The following is a 14,498-nucleotide window of genomic DNA, read 5'->3' as shown; positions in this document are numbered from 1 at the left end:
ACGCACCCATCCGCGCGCACCGGGGACAGCCGCCATGATCCGCTACGCCGAGCTGCAGGTCGCCACCAACTTCACCTTCCTTGAAGGCGCATCGTACCCCGACGAACTGGCGATGACCGCGGCGGCCCTGGGGCTGTCGGCGATCGGGGTGACCGACCGCAACTCGTTGGCCGGGGTGGTGCAGATGCATGCGGCGGCCCGGAAGGCGGGCATCCGCACGCTGGTCGGCTGCCGGCTCGACCTGACCGACGCAGAAAGCCTCCTCGCCTACCCCACAGACCGCGCCGCCTATGCGCGGCTGTCGCGGCTGCTCACCCTGGGCAAGCGGCGGGCACCCAAAGGCGAATGCTTCCTCGCCCGCGCCGACGTGCTGGCCCATGCGGAGGGCCTGCTGTTCCTGCTGCTGCCGCAACCGGCGGAGCGGCGGGATGGATCGCTCGTCCGGGAGTTGCGGGCATGGCGCAGCGGGCTGGCGCGCGGGCAGCTTTATCTGGCGGCGAGCCACCGCTACCAGGGCGACGACGCCCGCCGGCTGCGCTGGCTGGCCGGACTGGCCGAGGCCGAGCGGGTGCCGCTGGTCGCCACCAACGACGTGCTCTATCACGGCGCCGGGCGGCGGCAACTCGCCGACGTGCTGACCTGCATCCGCCACCACACCACCATCGACGAGGCCGGCTGGCGCCTGGCGGCCAACGCCGAACGCCACCTGAAGCCGCCGGTGGAGATGGCCCGCCTGTTCCGCGACCATCCCGATGCGGTCGCCCGAACGCTGGAGATCGCCGACGCCTGCCGCTTCTCCTTGGAGGAACTGCGCTACGAATATCCCGACGAGGTGGCGGAGGGCGGCGACCCGCAGGACACGTTGGCGCGCCTGACCTGGGAGGGGGCCGCCGGGAAATACCCGGACGGCATTCCCGACAAGGTCCGCGAGGCGGTGGAGCACGAGTTGGCGCTGATCGCCGAGCTGCGCTACGCCCCTTATTTCCTGACCGTCCACGACATCGTCCGCTTCGCGAGACAAGAGGGTATCCTCTGCCAGGGGCGGGGAAGCGCCGCCAACTCCGCCGTCTGCTATTGCCTGGGCGTCACCGCGGCCGATCCCGGACGTTTCGACCTGCTGTTCGAGCGCTTCATCTCCAGCGCTCGCAACGAGCCGCCGGACATCGACGTCGATTTCGAGCATGAGCGGCGCGAGGAGGTGATCCAGTACATCTACCGGAAATACGGCCGCGGGCGCGCCGGCCTGACCGCCACCGTGATCCGCTATCGTGCCCGCGGCGCCTTGCGCGACGTCGGCAAGGCGATGGGGCTGTCGGCCGACCTGGTGGCGCGGCTGACCGGATCGATCTGGGGCTGGAGCCGCGAGGGCGTGGACGAGGAGCGGGCGCGGACGCTCGGCGTCGATCCGGACGATCCCCGGCTGGGCCGGACGCTGGTCTTGGCGCAGGAGCTGATGGGCTTCCCCCGCCACCTGTCACAGCATGTCGGCGGCTTCGTCATCACGCGCGGGCCGCTCTCCGACCTCTGCCCCGTCGCCAACGCCGCCATGGAGGACCGCACCACCATCGAGTGGGACAAGGACGACATCGACGCGCTCGGCATCCTGAAGGTCGATATCCTGGCGCTCGGCATGCTGACCTGCGTGCGCAAGGCGTTCGACATGATCGAGCGGCTGCACGGGACGGGTTGGACGCTCGACACGCTGCCCAAGGAGGATCCGGCCGTCTACGACATGCTGTGCCGGGCGGACAGCCTGGGCGTCTTCCAGGTCGAGAGCCGGGCGCAGATGAGCATGCTGCCCCGGCTGAAGCCGCGGGTATTCTACGATCTGGTGATCGAGGTCGCCATCGTCCGGCCCGGCCCGATCCAGGGCGGCATGGTCCATCCCTACCTGCGCCGCCGCAGCGGGGCGGAGCTGGTGACCTACCCGATGCCGGCGCTGAAGCCGGTCCTGAAAGAGACGATGGGCGTGCCGCTGTTCCAGGAGCAGGCGATGAAGATCGCCATGGTCGGTGCCGGCTTCAGCGCCGGGGAAGCCGACCAGTTGCGCCGTGCCATGGCCGCCTTCCGCAAGGCCGGGCAAGTCCACCGGTTCCATGACAAGTTCGTCGCCGGCATGACGGCCAACGGCTGCCCGCCCGACTTCGCCGAACGCTGCTTCCGGCAGATCGAGGGGTTCGGCGAATACGGCTTTCCCGAAAGCCATGCGATCAGCTTCGCCCTGCTGGTCTATGTGTCGGCCTGGATCAAACGCCACCATCCGGCCGTCTTCGCCGCCGCCCTCCTGAACAGCCAGCCGATGGGCTTCTATGCGCCGGCCCAGATCGTCCGGGATGCCAAGGAGCATGGCGTGGCCGTGCTGCCGCCGGACGTGAACCTGTCCGGCTGGGACTGCGCGGTGGAACCCCAATCCCCGGCGGCGGGAGGGGACGGCGGCAAGGATGGGGTGGACCTGGTGCTGCGCCTCGGTTTCCGGCTGATCAAGGGCTTCACGGAACCCCATGCCGATGCCATCGCCCTCTCCCGCGCCGGCGGCTACCGCGACCCCTACGACCTGTGGCGCCGGGCCCGGCTGCCGGTGGCGGCGCTGGAGAGGCTCGCCAGGGCAGACGCCTTCCGCTCGGTCGGGCTCGACCGCCGGGCAGCCATGTGGGCCGTGCGGGCATTGGGCGACTCGCCGCTGCCGCTGTTCGCCCGGCTCGACGACGCGGGAGAAGCACCGGCGGTGGAGGAGCCGGCCGCCCCCCTGCCGGAGATGGCGCTGGGCGAGCATGTGGTCATGGATTACGGCAGCCTGTCCCTCTCCTTGAAGGCGCACCCGCTGTCGCTTCTGCGCGACGGGCTGCCGGGCGTCACGCCGGCGGAGCGGCTGGCAAGCACGCGCGACGGCCGGCGGCTGACCACGGCCGGGCTGGTCCTGGTCCGGCAGCGGCCGGGCAGCGCCGAAGGCGTCGTCTTCATTACGCTGGAGGACGAGACGGGGGTCGCCAACCTCGTCGTCATGCCCGACGCCTTCGCCACCTTCCGCCGGCCGATCATGACGGCGCGGCTGCTGGCGGCCACCGGCCGGGTGCAGAACCATGAGGGCGTGGTGCACCTGCGAGTGGAGTCGCTGATCGACCTCACCCACCGGCTGTCCGACCTGACGGGGGAGTGGCGGACGGCGGATGCCTCCGCCCCGGCCGGCCCCTTTCCGAAGGGCCGCAATTTCCATTGAGGCGATTTTCATTGAGGGTGCCGATTGCTCCTGACATCACGCTGTCAGGAGGGGGTGTGCTATCAAGGGGGCGTGCCGGCACGAACCACGAACACCCACACTCTCTGTCAGGAGCCCGTTCCATGAACACGTCCAACGTCGCCACCTGGTTCGAAATCCCTGCCGTCGACCTCGCCCGTGCCGTGCGCTTCTACGAGACCGTCTTCGCCATCCGCCTGATCCAGGAACCCTGCCCCAGCGGCATGACGATGGCCGTCTTTCCCGCCGACGGCGAGGCCGTGAGGGGCTGCCTGATCCAGCACGAGGCCTACAAGCCCGGCGCCGACGGCACCGTCGTCTACCTGAACGGCGGCGACGACCTGTCCGCGCCGCTGGCCCGCGCCGAGGAGGCCGGGGCACGGATCGTCGTGCCGAAGACGCTGATCACCCCGGAGATCGGCTATTTCGCCCAGTTCATCGACAGCGAGGGCAACCGCGTCGGCCTCTATTCGATGCGCTGACCGTCCCGAGCGGAGACACCCGCCATGCGCCGCGCCGACCGCCTGTTCCAGATCGTGCAGCAGCTCCGGAAGGGGCGGCTGGTGACGGCGGCCGAGTTGGCGCGTTGCCTGGAGGTGTCGGAGCGCACCGTCTACCGGGACATGCGCGACCTCGCCGCCTCCGGGGTGCCGGTGGAGGGCGAGGCCGGCGTCGGCTACCTGCTGCGTGACGGCTACGACCTGCCGCCGCTGATGTTCACGCAGGACGAGGTGGAGGCCCTGGTGGTCGGCGCCCGTCTGGCGCGTGCCTGGATCGGCGGGGCGCTGGCCGATGCCGCCGCCCGCGCGCTGGACAAGGTGGAGGCGGTGGTCCCCGAGGCCCGCCGCCGCGAACTGGCCGACAGCCGGGTCTTCGTCCCCGATTTCTCCTTCCCGTCGGCGCTGCGCGAGCGGATGGACGTCCTGCGCTGCGCCATCAACGGACGGCGCGTCGTGCTGTTCGACTACCGGCGCGAGGATGGCATCCATTCCGCCCGCGCCGTCCGGCCGCTCGGCCTGTTCTTCTGGGGGCGGGTGTGGACGCTCGGGGCCTGGTGCGAACTGCGCGAGGCGTTCCGCAGCTTCCGCATCGACCGCATGGACGCGCTCCAGGCGCTGGAGCGCCGATTCGACGAGGTGCCCGGCCGCCGGCTGGAGGATTACCTGGCGCTGTGGCGGGAGGTCCCTTGCGACGCGGCCGGACGATATGAGGCCGGGAACCGCCCCGGCGGGGCTCCGCGTCATTCCACCAGCAGGATCTCCGTCGCCGCGGTACCCGACGCCCCCACCGTTACGGCGGAGTCCTCGAAGGAGGGTGGGCCGAACCTTGCCGGAGCGTTGCGGCTGAAGCCGTAGGGCTCGCGCGGAATGCCGAGCAGGTTCTTCTCCAGCTTGCCGTCACCATCCAGATCCTGGAAGGCCACCAACCCGTAGCGGCCGGGGGGCAGGTCGGCGAAGACCACCACCATGTTCGGTGCCGCGGCGGCGACGAAATATCCGGCCCACGGGCGCTCGGCCCTGCGGGCCTCGTCGCTGTCGAACAGCGCCACCATCACCCTGCCCTGGTTGGGCTTGATGTTGCGGACGGTGGCGCGAAGCTCCCCGGCGGCAGCGGGGACGGGTCCCGCGGCAACCCCGGCCGCCACCCCCACGACCACCGCTGCCATCGCCGCCATGGAGACGGTCAATCCTGCGAACCCTCGGCGAGCCCTCATGCTTTCCCCCCTCCGTGACGGCTCCGTCGCCCGCCTCCGGGCGACGGCAGGATCCTGCGGATGCTCCCCCCTGGAGTGTGAGTCACGTTTCAAGCGGTATCGCTTGAAACGTGACTCACACAGACGCTAAACGCCTTCGCCGCGGAAGGGGCGGGAGAGCAGCCCGTCGATGGTTTCGTCCAGCCCGGCCCCCCGGTTCAGGATGGCGTCGACCGCGGCGCAGATCGGCATGTCGACACCCAGCCTCGCCGCCAGCCCGACCACCGCAGCGGCGGTGTAGACGCCCTCCGCCACCGACCGCCGGGCGGCCAGGATGTCGGCCAGCGCCCGCCCCTCGCCCAGTGCGGCGCCCAGCGACATGTTGCGCGACTGCAGGCTGGAGCAGGTCAGGGTGAGGTCGCCCAGTCCCGACAGCCCCATCAGCGTCTCCGGCCGGCCGCCGAGCGCCAGCGCCAGCCGGGTGATCTCCGCCAGGCCACGGGTGATCAGCGCAGCCCGCGCGTTGTCGCCCAGCCGCCGCCCTTCGACCACGCCGCAGGCGATGGCCAGCACATTCTTCACCGCCCCGCCGACCTGCGACCCGATGACGTCGTCCGAGCGGTAGGGGCGGAAGGTGCGGCTGCCCAGCGCCGCCACCAGCGCCGCTCCCAGGGCCTCGTCGCCGCAGGCGAGCGTCACCGCCGTCGGCAGGCCGCGGGCCACCTCCGCCGCGAAGGTCGGACCGGACAGGATCGCCACCGGCGTCCCGGCCGGCAGCGCGGCGGCGACCGCCTCGCTCATCAGCGCGTGGCTGTCCAGCTCGATGCCCTTGGCACAGACGACGACCGGGGCTCCGGCCGCCAGGTGGGGGGCCATCTGCGCGGCGACCGTCCGGGCATGCTGCGCCGGCGAGACCAGCAGCACCGCATCGCAGCCGCCGAGATCGGCGAGATCGCCGGTGACCCGCAGCGCGTCGGGCAACGGCACCCCCGGCAGATAGTCGCGGTTCTCCCGCCGCATCCCCATGGCCTCCACCACCGCCGGCTCGCGTGCCCAGAGCAGGGTATCGCGTCCCGCGCGCAAGGCGGCCAGCGCAAGCGCCGTACCCCACGCGCCGCCGCCGACGACGCCGATGCGGTGAAGGGAGGAAGAGAGCGGGACGGTCATCGGGGATCACTCACGGGGGGCAGGGAGCGGAGAATTGCGGAGCCCCCTCCCCCGCGGTGCGGGTTCGGGGTGACGGGCGCCGGATACGCCACTCACGCCTTCACGCCCGAGCCGACCCCCGCCTTGCCGATCGCAGGGGCCGCATCGGGGTCCAGCGGCCAGCGGGGACGCGGGGCGAAGTTCAGCGGATCGCTCTGGCCCAGCCGGAAACGCTCGATCCCGGCCCAAGCGATCATCGCCGCGTTGTCGGTGCACAGGCGCAGCGGCGGCGCCACGAACGGCATCCGGTGCTTGTCCGCCAGCGTCGACAGGCGCGCCCGGATCGCCTTGTTGGCGGCCACGCCGCCGGAGACGACCAGGGCGCCGCCTTGCGGATGGTCCTCCTTGAAGCGGCGGATGGCACGGGCGCAGCGGTCGGCCAGCACCTCGGCCACCGTCGACTGGAAGGCGGCGGCAAGGTCGTCGCGGTCGGCCTCCGACAGGCTGCCCCCAAGCTCCTCGGCATGGCGGCGCACCGCGGTCTTCAGTCCGGAAAAGGAGAAATCGCAGCCCGGCCGCCCCAGCATCGGCCGCGGCAGCTCGAAACGACCGGGGTTGATGGCGCGCGCCGCCGCCTTCTCGACCAGCGGGCCGCCGGGATAGCCCAGACCCAGCAGCTTGGCCGTCTTGTCGAAAGCCTCGCCGACCGCATCGTCGATGGTGGTGCCGAACCGCCGGTAGCGCCCAACCCCCTCGACCGCCAGGAGCTGGCAATGGCCGCCCGACACCAGCAGGAGCAGGTAGGGAAAGGCGACGTCGTCGGTCAGGCGCGCGGTGAGGGCGTGGCCTTCCAGATGGTTCACCGCGACGAAGGGCAGCCCGCGCGCCGCGGCGATGGCCTTGGCGGTCATCACACCGACGATGACGCCGCCGATCAGGCCGGGGCCGCCGGTGGCCGCCACCGCGTCGAGGTCGCCGAAACCGATCCCGGCCTCCGCCATCGCCCGGCGGATCAACCCGTCCAGATGCTGCAGATGGGCGCGGGCGGCGATTTCCGGGACCACGCCGCCATAGGGGGTGTGGTCGTCAAGCTGCGACAGCACGACATCGGCGCGGATCTCGCGCGCGTCCGTGACGACGGCCGCGGCCGTCTCGTCGCAGCTCGTTTCGATTCCAAGAACGATCATGACGCCAAACTAGCCGCCTTGGCCGTCCGGGTATAGCGCCGAGTGGGGTCGCCTCGCCGCCATTCCCGCCGCCACCCCCGCCCCGCTCCCCGCCCAAGCCCACTCCCGGCCCACTCCTCGGCCCGGGTTGATCCGCCTCAATCTTCGGGATGAGCGGGCGAGGAGTCCTTGCAAAGCTGCGCGGATCCCCTAGAACTCGCCCTATGACGACCCACCCGCTCCGTATCGGGACGCGCGGCAGCCCGCTGGCGCTGGCGCAGGCCCATGAAACCCGCGACCGCCTGATCGCTGCCCATCCTCATCTGGCCGCTCCCGGCGCCATCGAGATCGTCGTCTTCAAGACCACCGGCGACCGCATCCTCGACCGCACCCTGGCGGAAGCGGGCGGCAAGGGCCTGTTCACCAAGGAACTCGAGGAGGCGTTGTTCGACGGCCGCGCCGACCTCGCGGTCCATTCCATGAAGGACGTCCCGACCGCACTGCCCGACGGGCTGGAGATCGCCACCCTGCTGCCGCGCGAGGATCCGCGCGACGCCTTCTTCGCCCGCACCGGCAGCGGCCTTGCCGACCTGCCGCCCGGCGCGGTCGTCGGGACCGCCGGCCTGCGCCGCCAGGCCCAGGTGCTCGAACTCCGCCCCGACCTGACCGTCGTCCCGCTGCGCGGCAACGTGCAGACGCGGCTGTCGAAGCTCGACGCCGGCGAGGTCGACGCCACGCTGCTGGCGCTGGCCGGCCTGCGGCGCCTCGGCCTGACCGACCGCATCACCGCGGTGCTGGAGCCGGAGACCATGCTGCCGGCGGTCGCCCAGGGCGCCATCGGCATCGAGATCCGCAGCGCCGACGACGCGACCCGCGCCCTGCTGGCACCGCTGAACTGCGACGAAACCATGGTGCGCGTCACCGCCGAACGGGCGCTGCTGGCGGCCCTGGACGGTTCCTGCCGCACCCCGATCGCCGCACTCGCCACGCTGGACGGCGACGCCCTCCACCTGCGCGCCAAGGTCCTGTCCCACGACGGACGCAGCATCTTCCGCACGGAGCGCCGCGGCACCGCGGCGGAAGCCGAGTCGCTCGGCACCGACGCCGGCGAGGAGATCCGTGCCCTGCTGCCGCCGGGTTTCTTCACCGCACCCCCCCATTGAACCGTCGGCTTGGCGGATTTTCCGGATGACGGAAAAACAGGTCGGCTCCCCTCCCGCACGCCTTCTCGTGACCCGCCCGCTGGAGGATGCGGCGCCGCTTGTCCGGCGGCTGCGCGCGCTCGGCCACGACAGCGTGATCGAGCCGATGCTGTCCATCGTCCCGGTTGAGGGTCCGGAGCCCGACCTCTCCAACGTACAGGCCCTGCTGTTCACCAGCGCAAACGGCGTACGGGCCTACGCCAAACGTACGAGCCGGCGCGACCGTCCGGTGCACGCCGTCGGAGACGCCACGGCGCGGGCGGCGCGTGACGCCGGCTTTCCCGAGATCGACAGCGCATCCGGCGACGTGTACGCACTGGCGGAACGGGTGCGTCTCCAGCGCGATCCGGCAGGCGGTACGCTCCTCCACGTGGCCGGCAGCAAGGTCGCGGGCGACCTTGCCGGACTGCTGGGAGCGTCCGGGTTCACTGTGCAGCGCAGCGTGATGTACGACGCCGTACCGTCCCGACGGCTGTCCGAGGCGACCGCGACATTTTTGCGTACGTCCTCGATCGGGGGCGTGCTGTTTTTCTCTCCCCGTACCGCTCGATCCTTTGTTAGGCTGCTGGCCGAGGCCGGACTGGTCGACTGTTGTCGTACGGTCGACGCGTTCTGCCTCAGCCCCGCGGTCGCGGAGGCTGCCCGCACGTACGGCGACGGGGGAGTGACGCCGTGGCGAAGCGTACGGGTGGCATCCCGGCCGGAGCAGGACGCCTTGCTCGAACTGTTGCCGGACGCCGGTTGACCCGGCGGCTACCGGTTGCCGCCGTCGTGCCGAGGGGGTGCCCCCAAGGAGTGGACCGGACGGACAGGGAGAGGGGAGCGGTTCGGGGGCTGTGGCGTTAGACGAACAACAGCGAACCGAAGGTACAGCCCATGAGCTCTCGTCCAGGCTCCGAACGCCCCGGTACCGACCGTGACGGCGACGGCGCCACCAGCGGCAATGCGGCCGTCGACCGCATCGTCGAACGTTTCGGCGGCATCCGCCCGATGGCCAACAAGCTGGATACGCCGGTGACGACGGTGCAGGGCTGGAAGAAGCGGGGCGCCATCCCGCTGGCCCGCCATGCCGACCTGCGCGCCGCGGCGGCCAAGCACCGCATCAAGCTGGACGACGCCGACCTCGACGCCGCCACTCCCAGCGAGGACCGGCCCGCCGCCGACGCGGCCGCCGTCACCGTCATCCCGGCCGATCCGATCCTCCCGGCCGAGCCGGTGCCGACCGCCGCGCCCGCCGATACCATTCCGGGCACGGACACGCCGGCAGTCACGCCGGTCACGCAGGACGACGCGCTGATTCCGCCCGCCGCGCCGATCGGGCCGAAGGACGAATCGCCGGCCGTCGACCCGAACGCCCCCAGGATCGACGCCCCCGGGATCGACGCCGCGGCGACGGACACCTCGAAGGCCGGCACCCCGAAGACGGAGCCGTGGACGGTGCAGGACGCCAAGCCGGCCGAGGCCGCCGCCCCCTGGACCGCCTCCACCGTCGCGGATCCCGAACCGGTCCGGCCGACCATCACCCCGGCGCCGTCCTACATCGACGAGCCGCGCTCCGGCGGCGGGTTCGCCACCGCCCTATCGGTCGTCGCGCTGCTGGTCGGCGCCGCCGCCCTGTCCGAACCCTGGTGGGGCCCTGCGCTGCCCGGCTGGCCCGCGACACCGGCCGCGTCCTCGGCCGCTGCACCGGCGCCGGCACCGGCCGACCCCGCCCTGCGTGCGCAGATCCAGCAGCTCGCCGACCGCCTCGGCAAGCTGGAGCAGCGGCCGGCGACCACCGGCGAGGCAGGCGGTTCCGATGCGGGTGCCGCCGTCGCCCAGTTGTCCCAGCGGCTCGACGCCCTGGAGAAGAGCCGTTCCGGCGATACCGGGGCCGCCGACGCTGCCAAGGCGCTTGCCAACCGCGTCGCCGCCGTCGAGCAGGCGGTCTCCGCCGCGGCCGGCGGCAGCCAGGCGGCCCAGGCCCTGCGCGGCGAGGTCGACTCACTGAAGCAGCAGGTTTCCAGCGTCAGCCAGTCGGTGGAGCAGCGGCAGGATGCCTCCACCGCCGCCCAGGCGCTGGTGCTCGCGGCCGGCCAGCTCCGCGCCTCGCTCGCCGGGGGCCAGCCGTTCCAGCAGGATCTCCAGGCGGTCCGCTCGCTCAACATCGCCGACGCCGGCGTGACCCAGCCGCTCGACGCGGTGGCGCCTTATGCCTCCAAGGGCGTCCCGACCCGCGCCCAGTTGAACGATCGTTTCGAGCCGCTGGCCGGCGAGATCGTCCGGGCGGAGGCGCGCGGCGACGGCAGCGGCTGGCTCGACAAGGTGACGGGCAAGTTGTCGACCCTGGTGACCGTCCGCCGCGAGGGCGGCGGGGTGGTCGGCACCGGCGCCGATGCCGTGGTCGCCCGCGCCGAAGCGGCGCTGAAGGAGGGCAACCTCGCCAAGGCGGTCGATGAACTCGGGACCCTGCAGGGACCGGCCGCGCAGACCGCCGCACCCTGGCTGGCCGACGCCAAGGCACGGCTCGCCGCCGACCAGGCCGCGCGTCAGCTCAACGACCGCGCCATCGCCCTGATGTCCGCCGCCGCCGGCGGGAAAGGGGCCGCCCAATGATCCGCGCCCTCTGGTTCATTCTGAAGGTCGCGGTCGTCATCGCGATCGCCATCTGGCTGGCAGACCGGCCGGGAACGGTCAGCCTGCACTGGCTGGGCTACGCGATCGAGGCGCCCTTCTGGCTGGCGCTGCTGGCCGCCCTGGTGGCGCTGGGCATCGCGGCGCTGGGCTACCGCCTGCTCCGTGCCGTCATCGGCGCACCGCGGCGGATGCGCATCCGCAGCCGCACCCGCCGCCGCGAGCGCGGCTATCGCGCCCTGACCCAGGGCATGGTGGCCATCGCCGCCGGCGACGCCCAGACCGCGCGCAAGATGGCGCGCAAGGCCGACGTGCTGCTGAACGAGCCGCCGCTGACCATGCTGCTGTCGGCCCAGGCCGCCCAGCTTCAGGGCGACGAGCGCGCCGCCAAGGAGTATTTCACCGCCATGCTGGAGCGGCCGGAAACGGCCTTCCTCGGCATGCGCGGCCTGCTGACCCAGGCGATCAAGTCCGGCGACCGGGTCGAGGCGCTGACCCTCGCCCGCAAGGCCCGCACGCTGCAGCCGAACACGCCCTGGCTGCTCGGCACGCTCTATGACCTGGAGGCGCAGGCGGGCGACTGGGCTGCCGCCGAGGGCACGCTGCAGCAGGCGATCCAGGCCGGCGCCATCCCGACCGACGAGGGACGCCGCCACCGCTCGGTCCTGCTGCTGGAGCGCAGCTTCGAGGCCGAGCGGCGCGGACGTGCCGACGCCGCCCTGTCGCATGCCCAGGCGGCCTACGACACGATGCCCGGCTTCGTCCCGGCCGCGGTGCGGCTGGCCCGCCTGCACATCGACGCCGACCGCCTGAAGCCGGCGGCCAAGGTGGTGGAGCGGGCCTGGCGCCAGTCGCCGCATCCGGAACTGGCCGAGGTCTACCGCAGCATCGTCGACAGCTACGACCCGCTGACCCGTGTCCGGCTGTTCCAGAAGCTGGTGCGCCAGTCGCCCGATTCGGCCGAATCGCACATGGCGGTCGGCCGCGCGGCGATGGACGCCCAGCTCTGGGGCGACGCCCGGCAGCACCTGGAGCGCGCGCTGGAGATCGCCCCGTCGCGCCGCCTCTACCGCCTGATGGCCGAGCTGGACCGGACGGAGCGTCACGACGAGGACGCCGCCGCCGCCTGGCTGGCCAAGGCCGCGGCGGCTCCGGCCGACCCGTCCTGGACCTGTCGCTCCTGCGGTGCGGTCAGCCACGCCTGGGGCGGGCTGTGCGGCAATTGCGGGGCCTTCGACAGCCTGACCTGGAAGGCCGCAGTCACCGCGCCGCCGCTGATGGAGCCGACGGACATCCCGCCGGCGCTCGCCCGGCCGGCGACGGCCTGAGGCCGGCGACAAAGGACGCGAATGGAAACGCCCCCTCCCATCGGGAGGGGGCGTTTCCTTTTCAGCGCTTTCCCTTTCAGCGGCGGCGCCTCTCCGGTGGCGGCCCGGCCGGCTTCATCATCTCATCCTCCCGTCACCTCATTCCCTCCGGCCCGACGCGGTCGAGGGGAAGCTCCTTCAGGCCGCGGATGCCGTCCAGCGCCGCGGCCCCGGCACGGGGCGCCGCATTCTCGGTCCGGGTCCCCTCGATGCGGAACTCGCCGCCGCTCAGGCTCTGGACGACCTGCGCCTCGACCTGCGACCTGGTGCCGGACGCGCCGGCGACCAGGTTTCCGCTTGCGACGTTGCCATGCATCAGCCCGGCCTTGCCGGCGCTCGGCACCCATTCCAGCCGCAGGAAGCGGTCCTTGGGATCGGTCAGCAGCGCAACGTTGTCCTGCACGCGGTTGTCGTCGCCGCCATGCAGGAAGATGGCGGCCATGCCGGTGTTCTCCAGCAGGTTGCCCTCCACCGCCACGCCGCTGGTCATGTCGTCCAGATAGATGCCGAACCCCTTGTAGCGGACCAGCCAGCGCCCCTGCGCGTCGGTGGCGAGGCCGCCGGTGTCGCGGATGTCGTTGAAACGGATGGCGCTGCGGGTGTCGTTGCCGCTGCGTCCCAGCATCTCGATCGCCCCGGCGTCCGCGGTCTGGCGGGCGACGTCGCGGATGCGGTTGTATTCGACGACGTTGTCGCTGTTCTGCGTCTCGGCGTTCCAGTTCTTGATCGAGATGCCGTAACGCGCCGCGCGGCGGATGTCGTTGTGGGCGATCAGGGTGCCGTGGATCCCGGCCCCCATCACCCCGGCGCCGAAGAAGCGCACCTCGCCGATGTCGCTGATCCGGTTGCCGAGGATGCGGTTGTCGGTGCTGCCCGGAGCCAGCATCACGCCGCTGCGGCCGAGATGCTCCATCCGGTTGCCGGACACCTCGCTGCGCGCCGCGCCGTCCAGCGTCACCGCGGTGCCGACCAGGGCGAAGCGGTTGCCAGAGATGCGCAGGCCGCTGCCGCCCTTGGCGAGAACGGCGCTGCCGTCCCACGGGACGTCGGCGAAGGACAGCCCTTCGACCGTCACGTCCCGCGCGTTGTCCAGCCGCAGCAGGGTCGCGGTCCGCGCCACCACCAGTTCGGCACGCCCCGGATCGAGTCCGGTCGGCGGGCGCACCAGCAGCCGCTTGGCCTTGGCGTCCCAGGCGAACTCGCCCGGCCGCGTCAGGAAATCGGGATGGCCGAGCAGACGGACGGTGGATCCGTCGCGGTAGGGATACTGTCCGTCCCCGTCGAAGGTCAGCAGCCCGCCGGGATCGCTGGAGACGACCCCGAGCAGGTCGTCCGACAGCCGCTCGCGGTCGAGCGCCTGTGCCCGCACGCCCGGCCCGGCCCATCCCGCCTTCAGGGTTCCGGCCGGCAACTGCATCCGGCGCTTGCTGCCGGGATCCTTGGAACCGCCGTCCTTGGAGCCGGCGCCCTTGGAGCCCGACGTCACGGCCCGCCCCGGGAACCAGCCGCTGCGCGGATCGCCCGGATCGGCGTCGCCGCTGCGCGCCGCATCCAGGCGCTGGCCGCCGAAGGCGACGTCCAGGCCGGGCTCGCGCGGCAACGGCGCCGACAGGACGCCCTTGGCCAGGCTGGCGCCGCCGACCGCCTCGCCGCCTGACAGGATCGCCTCCTCGCCCTCCATGCCGGTCAGGCGCAGGCCGGCGAGGCCGGCCCCGACGACCAGCGGCCCGGTCAGGCGATAGGTCCCGCCACGCAGGCGGACCGTCACGGCCCCGCTTCCCTTCTCCGCCGCCACCAGCGCGCGGGCGGGGGTGGCGAAGGGGCCGTCGCCGCCGTCCGCCGCCGGCTCCGCCAGCCGTCCGGACCAGCGGTCGTTGCCGAGCGGCGAGACATAGAAGGTCCGCTCGGCGACAGTCCGCTCGGCGGCCGATGCCGCCCACGGCGGCACCAGGAGGATCAGCGACAGGATAAGGGCCGCTCCCGCCCGGATATGCGGCATGGATAACCTCCTCTCCCGTGGCAGGCGGTCCATTCGACCGAGGATCCGCCGAAGGGGGCAGACTGACCCACGGCGAC

11 protein-coding genes are annotated in these 14,498 nt (G+C 72.2%); 7 read left to right on the top strand and 4 right to left on the bottom strand.

Translation table 11 applies throughout. The features are described from left to right. Nucleotides 1-34: 34 nt before the first annotated feature. The 3 genes from J2850_RS22090 to J2850_RS22080 all read left to right on the top strand — a co-directional run bounded on the left by J2850_RS22090 (nt 35) and on the right by J2850_RS22080 (nt 4,590). Entirely contained in the window at nt 35-3,217 is a 3,183-nt protein-coding gene (locus tag J2850_RS22090) for an error-prone DNA polymerase (RefSeq protein WP_209986378.1), read from the top strand. Nucleotides 3,218-3,339: 122 nt separating this feature from the next. After that, nucleotides 3,340-3,717: a VOC family protein gene (locus J2850_RS22085; RefSeq protein ID WP_209986375.1), complete on the top strand. Its 378-nt coding sequence runs from the start codon at nt 3,340-3,342 to the stop codon at nt 3,715-3,717. A gap of 24 nt (nt 3,718-3,741) precedes the next feature. Further along, entirely contained in the window at nt 3,742-4,590 is an 849-nt protein-coding gene (locus J2850_RS22080; RefSeq protein WP_246513354.1) for a helix-turn-helix transcriptional regulator, read from the top strand. Here the strand turns inward: J2850_RS22080 and J2850_RS22075 are convergent. From J2850_RS22075 to tsaD, 3 genes are all read right to left on the bottom strand, one after another. Continuing rightward, nucleotides 4,476-4,922 carry a DUF2141 domain-containing protein gene (locus J2850_RS22075; RefSeq protein WP_209986371.1) on the bottom strand — a complete coding sequence of 149 codons (447 nt, stop codon included), beginning with the start codon at nt 4,920-4,922 and terminating at the stop codon, nt 4,476-4,478. The two genes, J2850_RS22080 and J2850_RS22075, sit on opposite strands and share 115 nt — an antisense overlap. A 153-nt stretch (nt 4,923-5,075) precedes the next feature. Next, nucleotides 5,076-6,095 (bottom strand): NAD(P)H-dependent glycerol-3-phosphate dehydrogenase, encoded by a 1,020-nt coding sequence (locus J2850_RS22070; RefSeq protein ID WP_209986368.1) that lies wholly within the window; start codon nt 6,093-6,095, stop codon nt 5,076-5,078. Nucleotides 6,096-6,187: 92 nt separating this feature from the next. Continuing rightward, the gene (tsaD, locus tag J2850_RS22065) at nt 6,188-7,261 is read right to left on the bottom strand and encodes a tRNA (adenosine(37)-N6)-threonylcarbamoyltransferase complex transferase subunit TsaD (RefSeq protein WP_209986365.1); all 1,074 of its coding nucleotides are present in this window, start codon (nt 7,259-7,261) and stop codon (nt 6,188-6,190) included. A 203-nt stretch (nt 7,262-7,464) separates the two neighbouring features. Between tsaD and hemC the strand changes: the two genes are divergently transcribed. From hemC to J2850_RS22045, 4 genes are all read left to right on the top strand, one after another. Next, nucleotides 7,465-8,403 (top strand): hydroxymethylbilane synthase, encoded by a 939-nt coding sequence (gene hemC, locus J2850_RS22060; RefSeq protein WP_209986363.1) that lies wholly within the window; start codon nt 7,465-7,467, stop codon nt 8,401-8,403. 25 nt (nt 8,404-8,428) lie between these two features. Beyond that, nucleotides 8,429-9,187 carry a uroporphyrinogen-III synthase gene (locus J2850_RS22055; protein WP_209986360.1) on the top strand — a complete coding sequence of 253 codons (759 nt, stop codon included), beginning with the start codon at nt 8,429-8,431 and terminating at the stop codon, nt 9,185-9,187. A gap of 131 nt (nt 9,188-9,318) precedes the next feature. Next, complete coding sequence (locus tag J2850_RS22050; RefSeq protein WP_209986358.1) at nt 9,319-11,037, top strand: mitofilin family membrane protein; 1,719 nt, start codon at nt 9,319-9,321, stop codon at nt 11,035-11,037. Continuing rightward, on the top strand, nt 11,034-12,383 hold the full coding sequence (locus J2850_RS22045) for a heme biosynthesis protein HemY (protein ID WP_209986356.1): 1,350 nt from the start codon (nt 11,034-11,036) through the stop codon (nt 12,381-12,383). The genes J2850_RS22050 and J2850_RS22045 overlap by 4 nt, the downstream gene beginning before the upstream one ends. A gap of 133 nt (nt 12,384-12,516) precedes the next feature. Here J2850_RS22045 and J2850_RS22040 read toward each other — a convergent pair whose 3' ends face one another. Continuing rightward, nucleotides 12,517-14,421, bottom strand: a complete 1,905-nt coding sequence (locus tag J2850_RS22040) for a right-handed parallel beta-helix repeat-containing protein (protein ID WP_246513352.1) — start codon at nt 14,419-14,421, stop codon at nt 12,517-12,519. Nucleotides 14,422-14,498: the final 77 nt, after the last annotated feature.

The organism is Azospirillum picis (genome assembly GCF_017876115.1).
Classification (GTDB): domain Bacteria; phylum Pseudomonadota; class Alphaproteobacteria; order Azospirillales; family Azospirillaceae; genus Azospirillum; species Azospirillum picis.
This window is presented reverse-complemented; position numbering and strand designations above follow the sequence as displayed.